At 61.9% G+C, this 23,433-nt stretch carries 22 protein-coding genes and 3 pseudogenes; 14 read left to right on the forward strand and 11 right to left on the reverse strand.

Translation table 11 applies throughout. The features are described from left to right. Window positions 1-124 precede the first annotated feature (124 nt). Window positions 125-1,078, forward strand: a complete 954-nt coding sequence (locus PSH84_RS22385) for an alpha/beta fold hydrolase (protein WP_122566231.1) — start codon at window positions 125-127, stop codon at window positions 1,076-1,078. Window positions 1,079-1,272: 194 nt separating this feature from the next. Here the strand turns inward: PSH84_RS22385 and PSH84_RS22390 are convergent, their stop codons facing one another. Further along, window positions 1,273-1,665, reverse strand: a complete 393-nt coding sequence (locus PSH84_RS22390) for a GFA family protein (RefSeq protein WP_305467578.1) — start codon at window positions 1,663-1,665, stop codon at window positions 1,273-1,275. 33 nt (window positions 1,666-1,698) lie between these two features. Then, window positions 1,699-2,625 (reverse strand): LysR family transcriptional regulator, encoded by a 927-nt coding sequence (locus PSH84_RS22395; protein WP_305481812.1) that lies wholly within the window; start codon window positions 2,623-2,625, stop codon window positions 1,699-1,701. A gap of 132 nt (window positions 2,626-2,757) precedes the next feature. Between PSH84_RS22395 and PSH84_RS22400 the strand changes: the two genes are divergently transcribed. Further along, window positions 2,758-3,156, forward strand: coding sequence for a RidA family protein (locus PSH84_RS22400; protein WP_122566227.1), 399 nt, complete (start codon window positions 2,758-2,760; stop codon window positions 3,154-3,156). A gap of 352 nt (window positions 3,157-3,508) precedes the next feature. Here PSH84_RS22400 and PSH84_RS29080 read toward each other — a convergent pair whose 3' ends face one another. The 4 genes from PSH84_RS29080 to PSH84_RS22420 form a co-directional block, all read right to left on the reverse strand. Further along, on the reverse strand, window positions 3,509-3,988 hold the full coding sequence (locus PSH84_RS29080) for a VOC family protein (RefSeq protein WP_122566226.1): 480 nt from the start codon (window positions 3,986-3,988) through the stop codon (window positions 3,509-3,511). A gap of 69 nt (window positions 3,989-4,057) precedes the next feature. After that, window positions 4,058-5,359, reverse strand: a complete 1,302-nt coding sequence (locus tag PSH84_RS22410; RefSeq protein ID WP_122566225.1) for an Nramp family divalent metal transporter — start codon at window positions 5,357-5,359, stop codon at window positions 4,058-4,060. Between the two features lie 154 nt (window positions 5,360-5,513). Beyond that, window positions 5,514-5,750, reverse strand: coding sequence for a hypothetical protein (locus PSH84_RS22415; RefSeq protein WP_122566224.1), 237 nt, complete (start codon window positions 5,748-5,750; stop codon window positions 5,514-5,516). Then, entirely contained in the window at window positions 5,743-6,531 is a 789-nt protein-coding gene (locus tag PSH84_RS22420) for an MlaA family lipoprotein (RefSeq protein WP_305481813.1), read from the reverse strand. The genes PSH84_RS22415 and PSH84_RS22420 overlap by 8 nt, the downstream gene beginning before the upstream one ends. A 378-nt stretch (window positions 6,532-6,909) precedes the next feature. Here PSH84_RS22420 and PSH84_RS22425 point away from each other — a divergent pair, with 378 nt between their 5' ends. From PSH84_RS22425 to kefC, 4 genes are all read left to right on the forward strand, one after another. Beyond that, window positions 6,910-7,620: a response regulator gene (locus PSH84_RS22425; protein ID WP_305481814.1), complete on the forward strand. Its 711-nt coding sequence runs from the start codon at window positions 6,910-6,912 to the stop codon at window positions 7,618-7,620. Next, entirely contained in the window at window positions 7,617-8,963 is a 1,347-nt protein-coding gene (locus tag PSH84_RS22430; RefSeq protein WP_305481815.1) for an ATP-binding protein, read from the forward strand. Before PSH84_RS22425 ends, PSH84_RS22430 begins: the two co-directional genes overlap by 4 nt. Window positions 8,964-9,142: 179 nt before the next feature. Then, complete coding sequence (gene kefF / locus PSH84_RS22435; RefSeq protein ID WP_305481816.1) at window positions 9,143-9,664, forward strand: glutathione-regulated potassium-efflux system oxidoreductase KefF; 522 nt, start codon at window positions 9,143-9,145, stop codon at window positions 9,662-9,664. Window position 9,665: 1 nt separating this feature from the next. Next, on the forward strand, window positions 9,666-11,492 hold the full coding sequence (gene kefC / locus PSH84_RS22440) for a glutathione-regulated potassium-efflux system protein KefC (protein WP_122566220.1): 1,827 nt from the start codon (window positions 9,666-9,668) through the stop codon (window positions 11,490-11,492). A gap of 6 nt (window positions 11,493-11,498) precedes the next feature. Here the strand turns inward: kefC and PSH84_RS22445 are convergent, their stop codons facing one another. Next, window positions 11,499-12,467: a GlxA family transcriptional regulator gene (locus PSH84_RS22445; RefSeq protein ID WP_305481817.1), complete on the reverse strand. Its 969-nt coding sequence runs from the start codon at window positions 12,465-12,467 to the stop codon at window positions 11,499-11,501. Between the two features lie 91 nt (window positions 12,468-12,558). Here PSH84_RS22445 and PSH84_RS22450 point away from each other — a divergent pair, with 91 nt between their 5' ends. Further along, on the forward strand, window positions 12,559-13,341 hold the full coding sequence (locus tag PSH84_RS22450; RefSeq protein ID WP_305481818.1) for an MBL fold metallo-hydrolase: 783 nt from the start codon (window positions 12,559-12,561) through the stop codon (window positions 13,339-13,341). Here the strand turns inward: PSH84_RS22450 and PSH84_RS22455 are convergent. Then, window positions 13,338-14,201: an aldo/keto reductase family oxidoreductase gene (locus PSH84_RS22455; RefSeq protein ID WP_305467589.1), complete on the reverse strand. Its 864-nt coding sequence runs from the start codon at window positions 14,199-14,201 to the stop codon at window positions 13,338-13,340. The genes PSH84_RS22450 and PSH84_RS22455 overlap by 4 nt on opposite strands. A gap of 100 nt (window positions 14,202-14,301) precedes the next feature. Between PSH84_RS22455 and PSH84_RS22460 the strand changes: the two genes are divergently transcribed. From PSH84_RS22460 to PSH84_RS22480, 5 genes are all read left to right on the forward strand, one after another. After that, window positions 14,302-15,255 (forward strand): LysR family transcriptional regulator, encoded by a 954-nt coding sequence (locus PSH84_RS22460; RefSeq protein WP_305467590.1) that lies wholly within the window; start codon window positions 14,302-14,304, stop codon window positions 15,253-15,255. Window positions 15,256-15,542: 287 nt separating this feature from the next. Then, window positions 15,543-16,223 (forward strand): SOS response-associated peptidase family protein, encoded by a 681-nt coding sequence (locus PSH84_RS22465; protein WP_305467591.1) that lies wholly within the window; start codon window positions 15,543-15,545, stop codon window positions 16,221-16,223. A 108-nt stretch (window positions 16,224-16,331) separates the two neighbouring features. Next, on the forward strand, window positions 16,332-16,712 hold the full coding sequence (locus tag PSH84_RS22470; protein ID WP_053189311.1) for a RidA family protein: 381 nt from the start codon (window positions 16,332-16,334) through the stop codon (window positions 16,710-16,712). 518 nt (window positions 16,713-17,230) lie between these two features. After that, the gene (locus PSH84_RS22475; protein ID WP_305467592.1) at window positions 17,231-17,566 is read left to right on the forward strand and encodes a DUF6124 family protein; all 336 of its coding nucleotides are present in this window, start codon (window positions 17,231-17,233) and stop codon (window positions 17,564-17,566) included. Between the two features lie 220 nt (window positions 17,567-17,786). Beyond that, entirely contained in the window at window positions 17,787-19,550 is a 1,764-nt protein-coding gene (locus tag PSH84_RS22480; protein WP_305481819.1) for an L-lactate permease, read from the forward strand. Window positions 19,551-19,712: 162 nt separating this feature from the next. On the opposite strand, the gene PSH84_RS22485 is transcribed toward PSH84_RS22480, so the two are convergent. After that, window positions 19,713-20,048, reverse strand: coding sequence for a hypothetical protein (locus PSH84_RS22485; RefSeq protein WP_122566214.1), 336 nt, complete (start codon window positions 20,046-20,048; stop codon window positions 19,713-19,715). Between the two features lie 247 nt (window positions 20,049-20,295). Between PSH84_RS22485 and PSH84_RS22490 the strand changes: the two are divergent. Further along, a pseudogene (locus tag PSH84_RS22490) lies at window positions 20,296-20,562 on the forward strand (polysaccharide lyase family 7 protein); the annotation flags it as partial. A 76-nt stretch (window positions 20,563-20,638) separates the two neighbouring features. Then, complete coding sequence (locus PSH84_RS22495) at window positions 20,639-20,953, forward strand: polysaccharide lyase family 7 protein (RefSeq protein WP_305481820.1); 315 nt, start codon at window positions 20,639-20,641, stop codon at window positions 20,951-20,953. A gap of 18 nt (window positions 20,954-20,971) precedes the next feature. Here the strand turns inward: PSH84_RS22495 and PSH84_RS22500 are convergent. Then, window positions 20,972-22,205 (reverse strand): annotated as a pseudogene (locus PSH84_RS22500) (nucleoside permease). Between the two features lie 198 nt (window positions 22,206-22,403). Further along, a pseudogene (locus PSH84_RS22505) lies at window positions 22,404-23,421 on the reverse strand (sugar phosphate isomerase/epimerase family protein). Between the last annotated feature and the right edge of the window lie 12 nt (window positions 23,422-23,433).

Raw genomic sequence — 23,433 nt, forward strand, 5'->3', positions numbered from 1 at the left:
TTTTTCCCATAGTTGCTATCGATACCCGCGCCGTTCTCGCCATCGTCCTCTCTCTCTAATCTGCCCACCAACGCGATCGATGACGGCCGCCGCAGATCAAACCGACCTTATGGAGAGAAACACGATGAACACCTTCAACCGCACCCTGGCTGTCGCGACCCTGGCATTGGCCAGCCTCAGCGCCGAGGCCGCTTCGCTGGTCCAAGCCCCTGCCAGCGCGTCCGCTGTCGGCAGCGTGATCCAGTCTGCCAGCTACATCACCACGAAGGACGGCGTGCAGCTGTATTACAAGGATTGGGGCCCGCGCGATGGCCAGGTCGTGACCTTCAGCCACGGCTGGCCGCTGGACTCCGACAGCTGGGAAGGCCAGATGATGTTCCTCGCTTCGAAAGGCTATCGGGTGATTGCCCACGACCGTCGCGGCCATGGTCGCTCCAGCCAGCCTTGGGAAGGCAACGACATGGACCACTATGCCGACGACCTGGCGGCGGTGATTGAAGCGCTGGACCTCAAGAACGTGACGCTGGTGGGCTTCTCGACGGGGGGCGGTGAAGTAGCGCGTTATATCGGTCGCCACGGTACCGGCCGGGTGAAAAAAGCCGTGCTGGTTTCTTCGGTGCCACCGTTGATGCTCAAGACGGAAACCAACCCCGGCGGCTTGCCTATCGAAGTGTTCGACGGCCTGCGCAAGGCGTCCCTGGAGAACCGTTCGCAGCTGTACCTGGACATCGCCTCAGGCCCGTTCTACGGCTACAACCGCAAAGGTGCCAAGCCATCCCAAGGGCTGATCCAATCATTCTGGGTGCAGGGCATGCAGGGTGGTAGCAAGAACACCTATGACTCGATCGCGGCGTTCTCGGCGACGGACTTCCGCGGCGACTTGAAGAAGTTCGACGTGCCAACCTTGGTCATCCATGGCGATGACGATCAGATCGTGCCTATCGACGCCGCAGGCCGAGCCTCGGCAGCGCTGATCAAGGGTGCTCGACTGATCGTCTACCCTGGCGCACCGCACGGCTTGACCGAGACCCACAAGGACCGGCTGAACCAGGATCTGCTGACATTCCTCAAGGAATAAATACACACATCATTTGTGGGAGCGGGCTTGCTCGCGAAAGCGGCGGGCCTGCTTGCATCAGTGTTGAATGGGCCGCCGTCATCGCGAGCAAGCTCGCTCCCACAGGGGTTTGGTTGGGAATCCAAAATTGGCGTACACCCAAGATCAAACCGTGGGAGCGAGCTTGCTCGCGATAGCGATGAAACAGGTTGCATCTATTCCTCAGACCGCCCCGTACCCTCACGATCACGCTCATAGCATCGGGTGAACGGAAACGCCGGTAACCAGGACTCACGGCGCACGGTCCAGCTTTCGTAGGTGGGCATCAGTTGATCGGGGGTATCCAGGATTCCCAAGTGCACTTCGATTTCGTCGCCAGAGCGGGCAAACAGCGACGAGCCGCAGCGGGGACAGAAAAATCGCCCGGCGTAATCCCGTGTCTCGCCCTCGATCGTCACCGCCTCCTGAGGGAACACGGCCGCCGCATAGAACAGCGCCCCGTGATGCTTGCGGCAATCGAGGCAATGGCAAAGGCCGACGCGATACGGGCGCCCCAAGGCTTCAAGTCGAACATTGCCGCACAGGCAACCGCCGGTGAATCGGTCCATGGTGTATCTCCTCTACAACTGAACAGCCAGATTTCACGAAACAGGTCGACTCATGATTGGCGCATGCTGCGCCATCAGCTCCACGACCCAGTCGATGAACACCCGCAGCTTGGCATTGACGTGGCGGTTCGGAGGGTAAGCCACGTAGAGCGGCATCGGGTCGAGGTGCCAGTCTTCGAACAGCGGCACCAACTCGCCTTTCACCTGGTGATGCCGGGACATGTACTCGGGCAACCAGAGCACGCCCAGCCCCGCCAGACCGGCGGCGAGGTAGGCGTTGCCGTCGTCGATGGCCAGGGCGTAGCGCCCTTTGACGTGAAGCCGCTCACTGCCACGGCGCATGGCGTAAGGCAAGGATTTACCGGTGCGTGCCCACAGGAAGCCGACGGTGCGATGGTGCGAATCTTCCAGTTCCTGCGGATGCGCAGGACGGCCGAATCGTGCCAGGTAACTCGGTGCAGCAAAGACACCGAGGGCGAGATCGCCGACGCGCCGGGCGACCATCGACTGATCTGTCAGCTCACCACCGCGCACCACGCAGTCGACGCTTTCATCGATCATGTCGACGATGCGATCACTGACGCCCATGTCGATCTGGATGTCCGGGAATCGTTCATAAAACGCTGGCAAGGCCGGTACCAGGATCATCGCCGCCAACGGGCTCGGCACGTCCACCCGCAGGCGACCGCGGGGTCGTGCCTGGGCGCTGGACAGGCTGGTCTCGGCATCGTCCATGTCGGCCAGCAAGCGGATCACCCGTTCGTAATAGGCGGCGCCGTCGGCGGTGACATTGACCTTGCGCGTGGTGCGGTTGAGCAACTTGACCCGCAACCGTGCCTCGAGCTGCTGCACCAGTTGGGTCACGGTGGTCTTGCTCATGTGCAGGGTCTCCGCCGCCTTGGTGAAGCTGCCCGCCTCCACGACTCGCGCGAACGCTTGCATCGCATCAAAACGATCCATTTCTGCCTCGGGTATCGATCCGATTGTTTGGATTCTACAAACAGTGATCGCCAAGGTTGCTCGTTTATCGCCAGGACACAAGCCCCTAGAGTGAGTTCATCGTTTCAAACCCACTCTTTGATGGAGGTAGTCGTGACACAGCGCGATGTGGTTTTCCCGCCTGGACGCCAGGCACTGTATGAGCGCAATCGCTATTCACCGGCGATTCGTTCCAATGGTTTCCTGTTCGTCTCGGGGCAAGTCGGCAGCACCGCCGACGGTTCACCAGAGCCCGACCTGGAGGCTCAGGTGCGGTTGGCGTTCAACAACCTGAAGGCGATCCTCGCCGCAGCCGATTGCAGTTTTGACGATGTGGTGGACGTCACGGTGTTCATGGTCGATCCCCAGTCGACTTTCGAACGGATCTGGAGCGTCGTGCCCGAGTTCTGGGGCAGCGCGCCGCATCCGACACTGACGGCGGTGGGCGTGACGTGGCTGTATGGTTTTCAGTTCGAGATCAAGGTGATTGCCAGGTTGCCCGAGGCCGACTGATAGGTCAGCTTCATCGGTGTTGACTGTGCCGCCGTCATCGCGAGCAAGCTCGCTCCCACAGGGGATTTGGACAGGTCGAAAAATCGAAGTCACCACCCATCAAGTGTGGGAGCGAGCTTGCTCGCGATAGCGGTGGGTCAGTTTGCACCGAAGTTGGTTGTGCCGCCGTCATCGCGAGCAAGCTCGCTCCCACAGGGGATTTGGACAGGTCGAAAAATCGAAGTCACCACCCATCAAGTGTGGGAGCGAGCTTGCTCGCGATAGCGGTGGGTCAGCTTGCACCGAAGTCGGTTGTGCCGTCGTCATCGCGAGCAAGCTCGCTCCCACAAGGGATGGTGGTGGTTTTCGCCGGCTAGCCTTTGACCGCCGCTTCAATCGCGGCAATGTCGATCTTGGTCATGGTCATCATCGCCTCGAAGGCCCGCTTGGCGGCGGCTTTATCGGAACTGGCGACCGCTTCAAGCAACACACGCGGGCTGATCTGCCACGACAAGCCCCACTTGTCCTTGCACCAGCCACAGGCGCTGGCCTGGCCGCCGTTGTCGATGATCGCGTTCCACAAGCGGTCCGTTTCGGCCTGGTCTTGCGTTGCAATCTGGAATGAAAAGGCCTCGCTGTGCTTGAACACCGGCCCGCCGTTGAGGCCGATGCAAGGGATGCCGATCACCGTGAAATCCACCGTGATCACATCGCCCTGCTTGCCCGACGGATAATCGCTCGGGGCCTGGTAGACGGCGTTCACCGCACTGTCGGGAAACGTTTTGGCGTAGAACTCCGCAGCTTCCTGCGCATTGCCGTCGTACCAGAGGCAGATCCTGTTTTTATTATTCATTCCGCTTCTCCGAAAGGGACTGGACGATAAAGTCTAGCAGTCCCCCCAAAAGTTGCAGATGACCCGACCTCAGGTAAACAGATCCACGCCCAACTGGAACGCGACCCACAACGCCAGGCCCGTGGCAAACATCAGCGCGATGTTCTCGAACAGGTTGTTGCGATACTCCTTGCCCAGCAGGGACTTCTGGTTGGACATGATCAGCAGGCCCAGGGAAATCACTGGCAAGCCGATGATGTTCAGCGCGTTGACGCCGATGGTCAGCGTGACAAAGTCCGGCATGCCGGGGAGCGACCAGATCAGCGGCGTCACGAGAATGAACAGCATGAACCACTTGTGCATCGGATCATGGTGGAATTCCTTGCCGTAACGCTCCCGGCGCTCGGGCCGCACGTGCTGGAAGGCATCGGTGATAAGCATCGGAAACGCTGTGGTCTTGCCGGAGATGCTGGCGAACAGCGTGGCGAACACGCCGATAAAGAACACGTACCAACCGATCGAGCCGAAGAACATTTCCAGGGCCTTGCCCAGATCGCCCAGGGTTTTGACCTCGATACCGTTGGGTCGCAGGATTTCCGCCCCGACGATCCAGATCGCCAGGTTGATGATGATCCCGACAAACACCGCGAACAGCAGATCGTTACGCTGGATACGCTTGTGTTCAGGCCCCACCCAGCCCTTCTGGCGCATGACATACGGATGGACGAAGTTGGCAATGGAACCGGCCACCGCACCGATCACCGAGACGGCCACCAGCAACGCACCGTGCACACCTTCATCGGGCGGAATGCTGAAGCCGATGGTGCCCTTGACGATGCCCGCGACATCCGGGCCGGACATCACCGCCAGGGCCAGGAACGCCAGCGTCATGATCGCTAGCAGGCCTTTCATCACGCCCTCGATCATCGAATAGATATTGCGCCCGACGAGCATCCACACCGCCAAGACCACCGCCACCGAGCACAGCAGTGGATAGTCAATCTTGAGCAACATGGCTAAGGCTTCACCGGCCCCCTTGATCATGTAGGCATTCATCAGGTGCCCCATGAGCAGCGCATACACCAGCAGGAACCAGGCGAAAAACGGATTGAGCTGGGCATAGCCTTGCAGGATGGTCATGCCCTGGTTATTGCAGAGCTGGAAGCGCGCGATGATGTTGACGATCAGGTAGCGCAGCAGCAGAGAGATCGCCAGCACCCACATCATTGCGTAGCCGTAGTTCGCCCCGGCCACGGATGAGGTGATCAGGTCGCCGGCACCCAGCCAGGAAAGGACGGCGATGATGCCGGGACCGAGAAGCTTGAGCAGGCGCACGAAACGGCCTTGCACGGGCGCCGCAACCTTGCCTTCAACGGAAGGAATGCTCGTCATGGATGGAGTCTCCGTTTATTTTTTTTGTGAGAAACGGCCACAGTCGAACATATTAGATACGACGTCGTACAACCATAATTAATGCGTAATTATGTAAAAATGTTTCAAGGGTATCCGCTCCCGAGATACCGCTGTCCTCAGGAGCAAATTGCCACTAATCCCTCAAAGGTTCGCCGTTATCGACCAGCCAGCGCACCATCCGCGCCAACGGCACCCGATGCTGCTGGATGGCGCACCAACTGACCTGTTCATGGCGATACAGCTCGACGTAACGGTTGAGCAGCACATGGCGACCATCCTCGGCCAAGCGCAATTCAACTTCACGACAGTGCAGGACATCCGGCTGGAGCGAGCGCATTCGTCGATGCAAGACCAACGCTTGGTTATTCATCGGCAGCGGCTCCATCCTGGCACTGCGGGGCGTCCTCCACCACTGCTCCCAACTTGCCCTGGGCGACAAGATCGGCACGCCGCTGCGCCGTGGCATCGCGAAGCGCCGCGTAGTAATCCGGTTCGGTCTGCAACTCGTTTGTCAGTGGCAATGCCTCGGCGCGGCCATCGACAATGCCGCCGACGGTGTTGATCGTGCCCAGGGTGTCGACGGTGCTGCTGTTGTCGCCAAACGGGTCGACCGCAGAACTCAGCACTTTACCCGTCGCGTCCCGCAGGTTGGCACTGCCCAGCAGCGGCAGTTCCACGATGGGCCCGGGGGCGAGGTTCCAGACGCCGAAGGTCTGGCCGAAATCGGCCTTGTGGCGCTCAATGCCCAGCTTGCCCGACACGTCGATCAGGCCGACGATGCCCGCTGTGGTATTGATGACGAAACGGCCCAGGGTGTTGACCGAGCGTTGGGCGTTGCCTTGCAGCAGGTCATTGATGAACACCTTGGGCTCGCCGAAGTTCGCCACGAAATTGTGGACGCCGGCCTGGAACATTTCTGGCAGCTTGCGATAACCCCGGGCCACCGGGGCCAGCGCATAGTCATCCACGGTTCGGTTGAACGCGAAAATGCCACGGTTGACCGGTTCCGCGGGATCGTAAACGGTGTAGGTCGCGCGTTCACACGAGCCTGGTTTTGCAGCGGGTGTGCTGGAGCAACCGCTGGCGAGTGCCGCCAATACAACCACGACGGTGGATCGAACGAACAACGGAGCGGGCTTGGTGATCGGCATACAGGGTTATCTCGGCGAGGAATGGGAGGCTGCCGATCAGCTAAATAAACGGTGCCGGACACAGCTCTTGTGAAGAGGGGGATGCTTGCTGTGGGAGCAAGGCTTGCCCGCGATGCAGGCGACGCGGACTTTCAAACATCGAGGCGCCTGTTTCGCGAGCAAGCTTTGCTCCCACAGAAACCCCCTCGCCACAAAGGTTGTGCAGGGCTGACTTGTTTTTAACTGACCGACATCAAGGCCATCCTGCCGCCGTTTTTTTGCCCGCAGATTTCCAGAATATTGCCCGCCGGCAACTTTATTACCGAGTTGAAATATATGACGCGGGCCCTGGATTGACCCTAGTATCCCCTCCTGTATTCATTACCCTGCGTGCCCACCGTGAGCCATTTATTACTGGTGGACGATGACCTCGAAGTCCTCGCCCTCTTGCGCAAGTTCCTCGAACAACATGGCTATAGCGTGGACGTGGCGGCCGACGGCAACGCGCTCTGGCAGGCGGTGGCGCGCCAGGTGCCGGACCTCATCATCCTCGACGTCATGTTGCCGGGCGACAACGGGCTGGTGCTCTGCCAACGGCTGCGGGCCGAGCACACGGTCGGCATCATCATGCTCACCGCCATGGGCGAGTTGAGCGACCGCGTCGTCGGTCTGGAGTTGGGGGCGGACGACTACCTGACCAAGCCCTTCGATGCGCGGGAGCTGTTGGCCCGGGTACGCGCCGTGCTGCGGCGCACCGGTGAAGCCAGGAGCGCATTGACCGACGTCTCCCGGCCGATCCTGGAGTTCGAAAACTGGCAACTGGACGTCACCCACCGCGAGCTGCGCTCGCCGGACAAGGTCATGATCCCGCTGTCCACCGGCGAGTTCGAACTGCTGCTGGTGTTTGCCGAACATCCGCGTCGGGTGTTGACCCGCCAGCAGTTGCTGGACCTGGCCCGTGGCGAAACCTTCGAGGCGTTCGACCGAAGCATCGACGTCCAGGTCAGCCGCCTGCGGCGCAAATTGGAGACCGACATCACCGGCGCCTCGATGATCCGCACCGTGCGCAACAGCGGCTATCTGTTCAGCCCCCACGTGGTGAAGCGATGAAGCCCTCGCGCTCGGGCACTCATCGTCCTCGGGACACGGTGGCGCGCTGGATCGCCCTGACCACCCTGATCGCCATGCTGACCTTACTGGCCCTCAACCAGCTGTTCAGCCTGCTGGCCGGTGCCTGGGCACGCCCTCCCCTGATGGAGACCGGCCTGATGGAAAAGGCCGCCGCCATCACCCGCATCATCGACTCCGTCGCCCCCGCACAACGCCCGGCGATTGCCGCGGCCGCCAGCGACCAGGCGTTCAACGCGCAATGGTTGAAGCGTCGTGAAGAGGCGCGCTTGCCAATGATCGACGACCCGGAGTTCCGTGAAGGTTCGGCGTTCCTGCGCCAGCAACTAGGCCGACCGGACGCCAGGATCGAGGCTTACGAACCGGGCGACTGGCCGGCCGACCCACCGGATGCGCGCTACGCCGTGGTCATCGAACTGGCTGACCATTCCTGGGTGATCTTCTCCGTGCCTTCGCGCAGTTGGGGGCTGAGCGAATGGGCGCGCAACGGGATCATCATCGCGCTGATCCTGCTCTCGACATTGATCGTCGCGCTGATCGCCACCCGGCACCTGGCCGCGCCGCTGGAGCGCTTTGCCGAAGGCGCCCGGCGCTTTGGCGTCGACCACCAGGCGCCGCCGATTCCGGTCATCGGCCCCCACGAAATCCGCCAGGCGAGCCTCGCCTTCAATGCCATGCAGGCCCAGCTCAAGCACTTCCTGCAGGATCGCACGCAGATGCTCGCCGCCATCTCCCATGATCTGCGCGCGCCGTTGACCCGCATGCGCCTGCGCGGGGAGTTCATCGAGGATGCCGAGCAACAATCGCGCTTGTTCAGGGACGTGGACGAGATGCAGGCGATGGTCAACTCCGCCCTGGAATTCTTCCGCGACGATACCCGGCTTGAACATGCCACCGCGTTCGACCTGGCCGAGCTGCTGCACACCATCGTCGATGACCTCAAGGACGCGGGCATCGAGGTTGGGTTCGAAGGCGCCCAGCGTTTCGTCTATGTTGGTCGGCCCATCGGCATCAAGCGCGCCTTGGTCAACCTGATCGACAACGCGATCAAGTACGGCGGCGAGCCGACGGTTCGACTCAAAGCCGACGCCCACCGTGTGGACATTCGCATCCTGGACCGCGGACCGGGCATCGCCGCCCAATACCTTGAGCAGGTCTTCACGCCGTTCTTTCGCATCGAAGGCTCGCGCAACAAGCACACCGGCGGCGTCGGGCTGGGCCTGTCGGCGGCCCGGGCGACGGTGCTGGAACATGGCGGGACGCTGACCCTGAGGAATCGAAAGGACGGCGGATTGGAGGCCAGAATCTCCTTGCCGCTTGACTGAAGCCCCGGATGTATCGATCCGCGCTAAACAATCCGCGCCTTCCTCGGTAGGATGTCCGGCCTTTCCGGCCTCGACCCTGTCCCGGGAAGGCGCTCTTGTTTGTATCGCTCGGCTCCAAGCGCCATCGTTCGCGCTCACGACAGACAAGAATCGACGGAGCCAAACCAAGGAATTCACCGATGATTCTTATCATTTATGCGCACCCCTACCCCGACAAATCGCGGGTGAACCAGCAGATGCTCACGCAAGCATCCAGCAACCCGGACGTCGTCATACGTTCGCTCTACGCGCTTTACCCCAACTTCGATATCGACGTCGAGGCGGAACAGCGTGCGGTGGAACAAGCAGAGCTGGTCGTCCTCCAGCACCCGATGTACTGGTACAGCACCCCGCCCCTGCTGAAATTGTGGATCGATAAAGTCCTCACCCACGGCTGGGCCTACGGTAAAGGCGCCACGGTCCTCAAGGGAAAAAGCTTGTTGTGGGCCGTGACCACCGGCGGCGAACAGGATCATTTCCAGATCGGCGCCTACCCGGGCTTTTCGGCGTTGGCCCAACCTCTCCACGCCACGGCCATTTATTGCGGCATGCGCTGGCTGGAACCCGTAGTCGTGCATGGCGCGTATGCCGCCGAGTCCGAGGCCCAACGCACCCAAATCGAACATTACGGCGAACGCCTGGCCGCCTGGAAGGAAGATTGAAATGGAGACTCACAGCCTGATTGAAATGCTCATCTACCTGGCCTCAGCGACGCTGATCGTACCGATTGCCGTTCGGTTTGGCCTTGGCCCGGTGTTGGGTTACCTGCTCGCCGGGTGCATCATCGGCCCGTGGGGGTTGAAGCTGATTACCGACGTCAAGGCGATCCTGGAGTTCGCTGAAATCGGCGTGGTCCTGATGCTGTTCATCATCGGCCTTGAGCTCGACCCCAAACGGCTCTGGGCCCTGCGCCGGATGGTATTTGGTGGCGGAGCCCTGCAGATGCTCGCCTGTGGCGCCGCCATTGGCTTGTTCTGCACAGCCCTGGGCCTGAACTGGACGGCAGCGCTGTTGGTCGGCCTGACCCTGAGCCTGTCCTCCACGGCCATCGCCATGCAGGCCATGAGCGAACGCAACCTGACCGCCACCGCCGTCGGCCGCAGCAGCTTTGCCGTGCTGCTGTTCCAGGACATCGCGGCCATTCCCCTGGTGGCGATGATCCCGCTGTTGTCGGCCCACGGCGACACGCCTTCGGGCACCGCGCTGTTGCTATCGATTGGCAAAATCGTCGCCGCCATCGCCATCGTCGTGCTGTTGGGCCGCTACGTGACGCGACCACTGCTGCGCTTCGCCGCCCGCTCAGGCTTGCGGGAGATTTTCAGTGCCGTCGCGCTGTTCCTGGTGTTCGGCTTCGGCTTCTTGTTGGAGGAAGCCGGCTTGTCGATGGCCATGGGCGCATTCCTCGCCGGGGTGTTGCTCGCCAGCTCTGAATATCGACATGCCCTGGAGAGCGACATTGAGCCCTTCAAGGGCCTACTGTTGGGTCTGTTTTTCATCGGCGTCGGCATGTCGATCGATTTCGGCACCCTGGTCAACGCCCCGCTCAAAGTCATCACCCTGACCCTGGGCTTCATTCTGATCAAGCTGCTGGTGATCAAGTTGGCGGGCCGGTTCCTCAACGTCCCCGCCGGCCAGCGTTCCTGGCAGGCGGTGTTGCTGGGCCAGGGCAGCGAATTCGCTTTCGTGGTGTTTGGCGCGGCGACCGTGGCCGGCATCTTGACCGATCAATGGGGCAAGAGCCTGACCCTGGCAGTGGCCTTGTCCATGTGCCTGACGCCCTTGTTGATCCTGCTGCTGGATCGCTTCGAGTCCGTCACCCGGAAAAACAAACGCGAATCCGACCTCGTCGACCAGCAGAACCCACGGGTGATCATCGCCGGGTTCGGCCGCTTCGGGCAGATCGCCGGACGCCTGCTGATGTCCTGCGGCGTCGAGGTGGTGGTACTGGATCACGACCCCGACAACATCGAGACGCTGCGCAAGTTCGGCGTGAAAGTCTTTTATGGCGATGCCACGCGCCTCGACTTGCTGCATGCGGCCGGTGCGGCCCAAGCGGTGGTGTTGATCAATGCGATCGACAATCAGGAAGACAACCTCACGCTGACCCGGCTGGCCCAGGAACACTTCCCCGCGTTGCAGTTGATCGTGCGGGCGCGGGACATGGGGCACCTCATCACCCTGCGGCAGATGGGCGTGGAAGCGGCCGAGCGCGAAACCTTCGAAAGCGCGCTGTCCTTGGGTCGCAGTGCGCTGGAACGCATGGGGGTCGGGGCTTACGAAGCCCGTGAGCGGGCGGATCAGTTCCGGCGGCTGAACCTCAAGATGCTGGAGGAAATCGTCGCCCAGCCGGAAGACGACCTCAAGTTCCGCCACGACGCCTACCGCCGCGCCAATGCGCTGCTCACGGAGATGTTCAACGAAGACCGTGCCCACCCCGTCGACAGCTGGCCGGAACACCATCGCAACGAAACCGACAAGACGCCGAGTTGACCGGCGTCATACACGCCCGAACTTGCGCCGGTATTCCATCGGCGTCAGTCCGGTCAGTGCCTTGAACATCCGCTGCAAGTTGGAGCTGCTGCTGAAACCCAGCTCGGCGCCGATGCTGGCGAGGGGCAGCGCCGTCAACATCAGGCGCTCGCTGACCTGATTCAACTTGATGCGCCGGGCATAGGCTGCGACGGGCTGACCTGTTTCACGGCTAACCTTGCGCGCCAAGGTGCGCTCGGACACCGCCAGCGCGCTGGCCAGCACCTGGGCGGTGATCCCCTCGGCCGGCATCTGTTCGATCAACCCATGCAACTGTCGCAACCATCCACTGGGTTGCTCGATCAGCGTGCTGCCCTGGAACGCCACATGGGCAATGGCCGGGCGCGGCAGCACCATGAGCCGGGTGATGTCCCGCAGGACGTCGCTGCTGACGCTGCGCTCGATGAGTTTTTCGGCGATGGGCAGGTAGCCGTTCACCCCGGACGCCGTCGCCGTGCGTTCATTGAACACGCAGTTCTGCTCGCTTTGCCAAAGGACTTTTCGATACTGCTGCTGCATCGCTTGCGCCAGCCACCAGGTCACCGTCGCGCCCTGCCCGTCCAGGCGGCCACTGGCGGCCAGCAGGCAGACGCCGGTGCAGTAGGACCAGAGCTTCAGTGCTCGGGCAGGCTTCGACAGCGCGCTCACGAGGGCTGCCTGATCAGCCAGCAGCGCATTCACCTGCTCCGCCGATTCGGCCCAGAAACCGGGAACCAGAACGGCATCCAGCCTGGTGCTGCCCAAGGCCGCTTCCGCGTGCAAGGTCACGCCATGGGCACACACCACGGGGCCGGCCTGCAAGGCGATGTAGCGCGCCTCGAACAGCGCCTGCCCTCTCCTGCGGTTGGCGGCATGCAGCAGATCGGCGAAGGCGAACAGGCCCGCAGGCATGCAGCCGGGAAACAGGAGCAGACCGACTCGAAGTTTTTTGATCATGGCTTGAAACGAATCAAAGATGTCAGATCCGGCCATTATGCACACGGAGCCGGATCGGCACCATGAAGCGCTCGCTCAACAGGAACGCCTCATGAACATCCAGCAGATCCGTAACGCCACGATCATTCTTGAATTCGGCCCGTATCGCGTGCTCGTCGACCCGATGCTGGCTGGCAAGGGCACGCTGCCGCCGCTTCGCCTGTTTGGCGCCACACAACGCAATCCGCTGGTGGCGCTTCCGGCCTCGACAGCGCAGGCCCTCGAGACCGTCACCCATTGCCTGATCACCCACTGCCAGAAAGGCCATTTCGACCATCTGGACCGCGCGGCCAAGCGGTGGCTGAGGGAAAAACAGATCCCGGTCATCTGCACACCCCATGACGCCCCGTACCTAGCCAAGCGTGGTTTGAATGTCCAGGCGCTTGCCCAGGCCCATGATCAACCCCACCCGTTTCTGGGCGGCACTATTCGCTCGGTCCGATGCACCCATGGGTTGGGCCTGGTGGGCAAGTTGATGGAGCACGGTGTCGGCTACCTGATCGAGCTGCCCGGCGAACCGAGTGTCTACCTCACCGGCGACACCGTGCTCACCCCCACCGTGTGCGAGTTCGTCTTGCGTCACCAGCCGCAGGTCAGCGTGGTGCCGGCCGGTGGGGCACGGTTCGATATCGGCGGCGACATCATCATGGGCATCGACGAGACGCTGGAATTCACCCGTTTGTCCCGCGTGACCGTGGTGGCCAATCACCTGGAAGCGATCAGCCATTGCCCGACGACACGCCAGGCCCTGGCTGCAGCCGCCGTGAAGGGCGGTGTTGGGGGCCGGTTGTTGATACCGGAAGATGGCGAGACGTTGGTTTTCCAGGCGGCCTAGACCAATGCGTCCAGCTCGGCGAGCATCGGCGCCGGGATCTTCAGCTCACTGGCCGAGAGGTTTTCACGCAGGTGCGCCAGGGACGATGTACCGGGAATCAGCAGGAGATTCGGCGCACGTTGCAGCAACCACGCCAGGGCCACGCACAGCGGTGACGCCTGCAAGCGCGCCGCCACGCTGGAAAGGGTTTCCGATTGCAGCGGTGTGAAGCCGCCCAGGGGGAAGAACGGCACGTAGGCGATGCCCTGCCGGCCCAGGTCGGCGATGAGCTGCTCGTCGTCGCGATGGGTCAGGTTGTAGTGGTTCTGCACGCAGACCACCTGGGCGATGCCTTGGGCCTGCTTGACCTGCGTGGCCGTGACGTTGCTCAGGCCCAGGTGGCGGATGAGGCCCTGGCGCTGCAACTCGGCCAGTGCCGTGAACGATTCCTCGATGGAAGCCTCCGAAGGCGAATGCAGGTCGCCCCACACCCGCAGGTTGACCACGTCCAGAACCTCCACGCCGAGGTTGCGCAGATTGTCGTGGACCGCACGGGTCAGCTCGGCGGGGCTGTGGGCCGGGTTCCAGGACGCATCGACACCGCGCACGGCACCGACCTTGGTCACAATGACCAGATCCTGGGCATAAGGGTGCAGCGCTTCGCGGACCAATTGGTTGGTGACATGGGGCCCGTAGAAGTCTGCGGTGTCGATGTGGTTGACCCCGCTCGCCAATGCTTCGCGCAGCACGGCGACGGCGGCCACCGGATCTTTGGGCGGCCCGAAGACCTGGGGCCCCGCCAACTGCATCGCGCCATACCCCATGCGATTGACCGTGCGATCACCCAGTAAAAAACTGCCCGCCTTGCCTGCAATGTTCATCTCGTAGCCCTCGGATCAATGTAAGTGGGCCGACTATAGGCGTTGACCATTTCCTTGATAATCAGGTGCAATCAGCACGGGTTGTACGGGGGAGAGAACAATGGCGACGGATATTCAAGACTTGCTGGCCTTTGTGGCCGTGGTCAATGCAAAGGGCTTTCGTGAAGGCGCGCGGGTGAGCGGCAAGTCCGCGTCGAGCCTCAGCGATGCCGTACGCCGGATGGAAAGCCGGCTCGGCGTGCGCCTGCTCAACCGCACCACCCGCAGCGTGGTACCGACCGAGGCCGGTGCCCGGTTGATGGAACGCATCGTCCCGGCCCTGGGCGAAGTCGAGGCGGCGATGGACGTGGTCAACGATTTTCGCGACCGTCCTTCCGGCACCCTCAGGTTGAATGTGCCGGTCAGCGCGGCTCGGCTGGTGTTGCCGGCGATCATCACGCCGTTCCTGAAAAGCTATCCCGACATCCGCCTGGAAGTGGTCACCGAAGAGAGTTTCGTCGACATGCTCGCGGCCGGCTGTGACGCGGGCATTCGCTACGACGAGCGCCTTGAGCAGGACATGATCGCCATCCCCATCGGCCCCCGGTTCCAGCGCTTCGCCACGGCCGCGGCACCGGCGTACCTTGATGTCAGGGGCCGGCCCGAACATCCACGGGACCTGCTGGGGCATGCCTGCCTGACGGGCAAGTTTCCCAGCGGTGCCCTGCCCCTGTGGGAATATGAACGTGACGGCGAAACCGTGAGCGTCGACCCGAGCGGCCCGTTGATCGTGCGCATCGGCGGTGCGATGGACCTGGCGGTACAGGCCGCGGTGGATGGCTTGGGCGTTGTCCACCTGTTCGAGGACTGGCTACGGCCCCACCTGGACAGCGGCGCCCTCGAACCGGTACTCGAACCCTGGTGGCAGCGTTTTACCGGGCCGTTCCTCTACTACCCCGGCCGCCGCTACCTGCCCTCGCCGTTGAGGGCTTTCGTGGACTTCATCCATGCACAACGGGGTGGAGACGAGCCTGCTCGCGAAGGCGTCGGCACAGCCGGCATCTTTGTAAACTGACACACCGCCATCGCGAGCAAGCTCGCTCCCACAAGGGTTCGGCGGTGTAGCTGAAAATCCCGCCCACCACAAATCTCTGTGGGAGCGAGCTTGCTCGCGATAGCGGTAGTGCATCCACCCCAATGGCCCGCTCGTCTCCCCACCACGAGGATTTTCGAACCAAGCGTTTCGCCACGGTTCGGACCTACATGACACCGCTGAAAGCCACGCTGACGCGCTTCTACGTCATGGCTTGAACAGCGGGTAGATCAAGGCTTCTTTGCGCTTCACTGCCGGGAGTTTTCGTTATGTGTGACGGTCTTGTTCAACACGGTTCTTCAAAAGACTCCCTGGCGTATTTCGCCCAACGAGACTCGCCCGGCAGCCGTTTCGGTACAAGCGTGACGCCCCTGGAGCTGTGCGTGACAACGCCGCCCAAGACCCAGGAGCAGCACAGCCTGATCAAGCCAAACATGCAGGTCAGTGCCATTCGCCGTCGCGGCGGGCACTTGGAGTGCATCAAGGTTCGCTGGGGCTGGTCGCCGATCTGGTCGGTGGGAACGATGCCGCCACTGACGCATCTGCCCTTGCATCTGGTCATGCGCTCCAAAGTCTTCGATCCCATCAAGCACGAAGGCCGCGTACTGGTCGCCGTGGAGGGCTGGTATGAGGCGCAAGCGTCCTCCTCGCCCTCCCAGGCGCAACGCCTCACCTACACCACCGCCCGGCAGTCGACCCCGATCTTCCTGGCCGCCCTGGCCCAGGCCAGCGAGACGCCGTTTGGCTGTGACGGCCTGGCTCTGATCACGTACGGCGACATCGCCAACCAGCAACAGCGGGTGCTGGCCTTCAGCGCCGAAGAGGCACTCGACTGGCTGGCGCCCGAGCTCGGATGGGAGCAGGCACAACAACTGGCCGCCCGCCTGAACGGCGCGCAACCGCCCCTTGAACCGACGATGACAACCCAACGTCCGGCCCAAGGGCTTTGATGCTGGGAACAGCGGACTGGAAGCGCACGGCCAAAGGAATGCAGGAACAGCGCAGCAAGGGACGGTAAACTGCGGCGGTCTTTTTACTTTTCCTGCATGAGGCTTTGCATGAGCAACCCAGACATCACGTTTATTCCAGATCCAGATGCCGATTCCATTTCCTCCGACGTCGCCGGTTTCGGCGGCCTGCTGGTCTCCACGCAAATCCCCACCCGCGCCGATGGCAGCCTGGAGCTGGGCGACATCACGTTGCAGAGCGAATGCACGCTGCAAGCCCTCAAGACCGCCCTGGAGGGCGCCGGCAGTTCCATGGACCGGGTCCTGCACCTGACCATCTACCTGACCGACATGGCCGATCGCGCCGCGTTCAACGAAGTCTACAAACGCTTCTTCGCCAAGCCCTGGCCGGTTCGTGCAGCGGTGGGCGTGGCCGCGCTGGCGGTCGAGGGAATGAAAGTGGAAGTGACGGCGATGGCGGCGAAGGGCTGAACGGGGGCGCTGCTCTGTTGGCCTGAGTAAGCGCTTTTGTGGCGAGGGAGCTTGCTCCCGCTGGACTGCGAAGCAGGCCCAGGTTTTTTGCTCAATGCAGAAATTTTGGGGCCGCTTCGCGACCCAGCGGGAGCAAGCTCCCTCGCCACAAGGGGGATTGTGTTTATTCAAATGACTGTGTTTATCCCGGTGTAGGAGCGTTCAGGATCGGGCTACGTTGTCTTGCGCCATTCCCTACAACTGCGCCAGAATCCGCCGGCTTGTGCGCCTGGGGGCCGGGCTCTATCGTTTCCGGGTCGCTGACGAATCAGCGATCGGGTTTGGTAGCCCGGTTTCCTGGCGCACGTGCAATCCTGATGCAAGGGACTTCTACGTCCTCTGTTTTATGGTGGTCATGCGCAGGGCGTTCTCGGACGCGCCGGGTTGCCAGGTAACCGGTCTACCAACCTTCGTATGGCCACCACCCTTCGTTTGGTAGCGAGAGTGATGGCTCCAATTTCTTATCTGGAGTTTCATCTATGTTCAAACCAACACCCAACCCACCGGACACCGATCCAGCCAACTCAAAAGCATTCGACAAAGCCGCCGACCGCATCCTCGATCACTACCTCAAGCCCAAACCCAACAAACCCGAGGCCGATCCGGGCCAACTGTTCACCGTCGCCCATGGCGTCGATACCGAAACCCTGCTCGCCAACCTCAGCGAAAACCTGGCCTCGGCCAATGCCATGGTCAATGACCTGGCCTTCGACCTGGAAGGTCCCAGGCGTCACATTGCCTTGGGCATCCAGCAACTGATCGAACTGAGCGCAATGCTGGCGAACCGCGCGCTGGACAACGTCGAAGCACGCTAGCCCTCATCACAAAAAACCTGTGGGAGCGAGCTTGCTCGCGATAGCGGTGGGTCAGTTGCCGATAATGCTGACTGACCCACCGCTATCGCGAGCAAGCTCGCTCCCACACTTGGTTACCAGGGCCATAAGGTCCCAATCCCCTTCCCCAATCCCCGCCTATACTTCTCTGCCAATCCCCCTGGGGGCCTGCACTTCCAACAATAAAAAGCAGAGGTGGAACATGGTCTGGCAACAAGTCTACGATCCCTTCGGTAATGCGGTGCTGTCGACGCTCCTGGCGGCGGTTCCGGTGGTGGTGATGCTGGCGTCCCTCGCCTTCTTTCATGTCAAAGCGCACCTGGCGGCGTTGTACGCCCTGGCCTCGGCGTTGCTCATTGCGATTTTCGCCTTCGGCATGCCGGCCGACATGGCCGGTTCTGCGGCTTTGTATGGCGCGGCCAATGGGTTGCTGCCCATCGGCTGGATCGTGCTCAACATCATTTTCCTGCACCGGCTGACCACCGAGAACGGTTCGTTCAAGGTCCTGCAGGACTCCCTCGCCCGCATCACCGACGACCGGCGCCTGCAATTGCTGCTGATCGCGTTTTGCTTCGGCGCATTCTTCGAGGGCGCGGCGGGCTTCGGCACGCCGGTGGCGGTGACCGGGGCGATCCTGATCGGGCTGGGCTTCTCGCCCCTGGCCGCCTCGGGCCTGGCGCTGATCGCCAACACCGCGCCCGTGGCCTTCGGCGCCCTGGGTACACCCATCAACACCCTGGCCAAAGTCACCGGGCTGGATGAAATGGAGCTGTCGATGATGGTCGGTCGGCAGTTGCCGTTTTTCTCGGTGCTGGTGCCGTTCTGGTTGATTTGGGCCTTCGCCGGGTGGCGCAAGATGCTGGAGGTCTGGCCGGCGATCCTGGTGGCCGGCGTCAGCTTCGCCATCCCGCAGTTCCTGGTGTCCAACTACCACGGGCCGATGCTGGTGGACGTCATCGCCGCGCTGATTTCCATGGCCTGCCTCACCGGTTTCCTCAAGGTCTGGAAACCGGCCACGGTGCATACGTCGGCGGCGTTGACGGGTCGGCACGATGACTCGAAGATCGAGGCGAGCGAGCAACAACAACCGGTCACCACCGGCGCTTTCGGCAGCGACAACCGCCCCGCCGTGCTACGGGCCTGGATGCCATGGATCATCCTCACGGTATTCGTATTCGCCTGGGGCACCCAGGGCTTCAAGAATCTGTTCGACACCCGTCCGGCGCTGGACCCACAAACTCAATCGGCCAAGCTTGACCCCCAAGGCAAGCCAATGCGCGAGGCCAATCCGATCTTCTCGCCCTTGGTGACCTTCGGCACCATCCACCAGCAGATCGAAAAAGTCCCGCCCGTGGTACCCCAACCTAAAACCGAGGAAGCGGTCTACAAATTCAACTGGTTCACCGCCACCGGTAGCGGCATCTTCCTGGCGGCGATTCTCGGTGGCTTGCTGATGGGCTATTCCATCCCGCAATTGGTGCGCCACTACCTGCGAACGCTGTGGGTGGTCCGCTACTCGCTGATCACCATCGTGGCGATGTTGGCTTTGGGATTTCTCACGCGATATTCAGGCCTGGACGCGACCATGGGCCTGGCCTTCGCCGCCACGGGCATTTTCTATCCGATGTTCGGCACCCTGCTGGGCTGGCTCGGCGTGGCGCTGACCGGCTCGGATACGGCCTCCAACGTGTTGTTCGGTGGGTTGCAACGGGTGACGGCGGAACAGTTGGGCATCAGCCCGGTGTTGATGGCCGCGGCCAACAGCTCCGGCGGCGTCATGGGCAAGATGGTCGACGCCCAGTCGATCGTGGTCGCCTCCACCGCGACCCGTTGGTACGGTCACGAAGGCGAAATCCTGCGCTACGTGTTTTTCCACTCGGTGGTGCTGGCGATTCTGGTGGGCGGGCTGGTGACGTTGCAGGCGTATGTGGCGCCGTTCACGCATATGGTGGTGGGAGGACAGTAATCGAGGGTCAGGCATGATCGGGGCTGTTGTGGCAAGGGAGCTTGCTCCCGCTGGGCTGCGAAGCGGCCCCTTTTGCGATCGCTGCGCGATCGAGCGGGAGCAAGCTCCCTCGCCACAGACAAGCGCCTTTACAACCGGCAGGCTTGCCTTTCAAGCAGGGTGTTACTGAACGTTTTTCAGCTTGACCACATCACCGGACACCGAGGTGGTGTAGCCGGTCAGGACCCAGGCCCAGAACCAGTTTTCCTGGACTTGGGTGTTGATCATGGCGTCGCCGCCCTTGGCCTTGATCGCGGCGGTCTGGGCGCGCACGAAACGGTTGTTCTGCTGGATCGGGATCAGGCCGAACAGCAGCAGGCCGGTGGCCTTGGCTTCACTGTGGCCGACAACAGTGTATTGGGTGCTGTCGTATTGCTGGGTTTTCATCGGGGTGCCGGTGCAACCCGCCAGGGCCAGACCAAACAGGGCGCAGGCAACAACTTTGCTGATGTGATTCATTTGAAGCTCCATAGGAAGACGCCCGGGATCCGTCTCTCGGGCGGCGCGTACTCTAACCGATCAGCAATAAATTGACACACCATAATCCGCCCGATTCAGTGCCTCAAAGGCTCATCGCAGAGCCATCCGTCAGGTGCACCTCCAGCGAAACAGCCCCTCGTCGATAACATGAAAACTGCGCCACGGAAGGCAGTTCTTGTCTTGACGGCCGCTAGGTAACGGCCGGTCCCGTTGGAGGGTTTTTATCATGATTGACCTGACTGTCTGGAACATTACCCTGCCCGTGCAAACGCCGGCGCAGGTCGTGGCGACCAAAGCCATGCCGGCCCTGAAAAACAAGTATTTCGACAATAACGGCCAGCGGATCGTCTTCTGGGCGCCGGTCACCGGCTCCCATACCGGCAAAAGCGAATACCCGCGCTCCGAGCTGCGGGAAACCAGTAAAGACGGCAAGCTGCGCAACTGGCGCTACAACAGCGGCACCAACACCCTCAAGGGCACCCTGGCGGTGAACCAGGTCCCTTCCGAAGGCCGCGTGGTGGTGGCGCAGATCCACGCCAAGGACGCCCCCACGCCTTTGTTTGAAGCTGGTGTACCGCTACGCCAAGGGCACCGGCAATATCGACGTGGAATACCGGGTCAAACCCAAGGACAAAAAGAGCCCGGTGATCTACACCGTGCCAAACGTGCCGCTGAACAAGGCCTTCTCCTACTCGCTGCAAATGGACAAGCAAGGCAAGCTCTCGGTGCTGATCGGCAGCACGGGCAAACAGGTGAAGCTGGACCCGTCCTGGTACGGCTATAACTTCTACTTCAAGGCCGGCGTCTACACGCTGGATAACAAGGGGTATTCCAACGAAGGCGGAAAAGTGACCTACACCAAACTGGACGTCAGCCACAAATGACTGACGCCCGGCGCTGCTTCAGGCCTTTGACGGCGCAACGAGCGCCTGCTGGCCACGGAAGGGTAAACAGGAAGCAGACCAATACCAGCAACGCGAAACCGGCCGGGAACAACCAGATGCTCTGCCAGTCATGACCGCCAGCCACGACAAAGTGATCGGTCACCTGCCCCGCCAACCAGAAGCCGATCAGCATCCCCACGCCATAGGTCGCCAGGGTAATCAGGCCCTGGGCCGAACTGCGAAAGCGCTCCGGTGCCTTGGCATCGGTGTAGATCTGCCCCGAGACAAAAAAGAAGTCGTAGCAGATACCGTGCAAGGCGATGCCAGTGAACAGCATGAACGCCAGGTCGCCGTTATTGCCGTAGGCGAACAGCAGGTAGCGCAAGGCCCACGCCGCCATACCCACCAACAGTGCCAGCTTGATGCCGAAGCGCTGGATGAACAGCGGCAACAGCAGCATGAACAACACTTCCGAGACCTGCCCGATGGCCATCTTCGCCGTTGGGTTGGTCATCCCGGTTTCGGCCAGGAACGGGTTGGCATTCTGGTAATAGAACGCCAGGGGAATGCAGATCAGGATCGAGGCGATGAAGAACACCAGGTAGCTGCGATCCTTCAGGAGCCCCAACGCGTCCAGCCCCAGCAGTTGCTTGACGCCGCCCGTGCCGGCCTGTTCCTTGAGCGGTGCCGTGGCCGGTAGCGTGAAGCTGTAGAGCCCCAGGACCAGGGACGCGATGCCCGCCATCAGGAACGTATTGCGCAAGCCGCCTGCCGCGATCGCTTCGCGCGAATCCCAAGCGAACACGAAGCTGATCACCACGCCGGCGACGATCCAGCCGATGGTGCCCCACACCCGGATGCGGGAGAACTCCAGCGCCGGGTCGCGCATCTGCCGGAACGCCACGGAATTGACCAGCGCCAGCGTCGGCATGTAAACCACCATGTACACCAGCACGTACGGGTAGAACACGCTGAAATCCGCCGCCGAATACAGCTGATACAGCAACACCGCACCCAGCAGGTGCAGCACCGCCAGGATCCGTTCGGCGTTGAAGAAGCGATCGGCGATCAGGCCGATGACGAACGGCGCAATGATCGCCCCCCACGATTGTGTGGAGAACGCCATGCCGATCTGCCCACCGCTGGCGCCCAGGGTGCTGGACAGAAAGGTGCCGAGGGTGACGAACCAGCCACCCCAGATAAAGAATTGCAAGAACATCATCACGCTGAGGCGTGCGTTCATCGTGGTCATGACAGTCACCGTTTTATTGTTGTTCTTGTGAAAAAAAGCCGCACCGCTTTTGTTACAAAGGGACCTCAACTGTGGGAGCAAGGCTTGCCCGCGATGGCCGCGCCGCCGTCTCACAGTTTGAACCGCGTATTCGTTCATCGCGGGCAAGCCTTGCTCCCACAATGAGTTTCCTCGCCACAGGGGTTTGCTTTGCGCCAGCTACCTCAACAAACCCAACAACCGCCGGTTGGAGTCCTCATCCGCCGTAACGCTGGCGAAATCATCGAACGCCTTGCCGGTCTTGCTGATCATGTGCCGCTGGATGAACGCCGCGCCTTCTGCCGCACCCTGTTGCGAATCCTTCAGGCAACATTCCCATTCCAGGACCGCCCACCCGCTGAAATCGTATTGAGTCAGCTTGCTGAAGATCGATTTGAAATCGATCTGGCCATCGCCCAACGAACGGAACCGCCCAGGGCGATCGACCCAGCCCTGGTAGCCGGCCGTACACCCCGGAACGGGCATCGGGGCGGAATTCGGCGTCCTTGACGTGGAACATGCGGATGCGTTCGTGGTAACGGTCGATGAAGCCCAGGTAGTCCATCTGTTGCAGCAGCAGATGGCTGGGGTCGTAGAGAATCGCCGCCCGAGGGTGATGATCGACCGCCTCCAGGAAACGCTCGAAGGAGGCGCCGTCGTGGAGGTCTTCGCCGGGGTGGATTTCGTAGCACAGGTCCACGCCGGCCGCATCGAAGCATTCGAGAATCGGCAACCAGCGCCGCGCCAGTTCGGCGAAACCCTGTTCCACCAGGCCCGTCGGGCGCTGCGGCCAGGGGTAGAAATACGGCCACAGCAGCGCGCCGGAAAACGTCGCATGGGCCTTCAGCCCCAGCCGCTGGCTGGCGCGGGCGGCCAGCTTGAGTTGCTCGACCGCCCACTCGGTCCGCGCCTGGGGCTGGCCGCGCAGATGGGCCGGGGCGAAGTCGTCGAACAGCGCGTCGAACGCCGGGTGCACCGCCACCAACTGGCCTTGCAGGTGCGTCGATAGTTCGCTGATTTCGACACCGGCCTGGGCACAGGTGGCCTTGAGCTCATCGCAATAAGCCTGGCTCTCGGCGGCCCGGGCCAGGTCGATGTATTGGGTGCCAGATGTTGGCAGTTGAATGGCCTTGTAGCCTAGTGAAGCGGCCCATTGGGCGATGTTGGCCAGAGTGTCGAACGGGGCTTCGGCGGACATGAACTGCGCCAG

The organism is Pseudomonas beijingensis, from assembly GCF_030687295.1.
Lineage (GTDB): Bacteria > Pseudomonadota > Gammaproteobacteria > Pseudomonadales > Pseudomonadaceae > Aquipseudomonas > Aquipseudomonas beijingensis.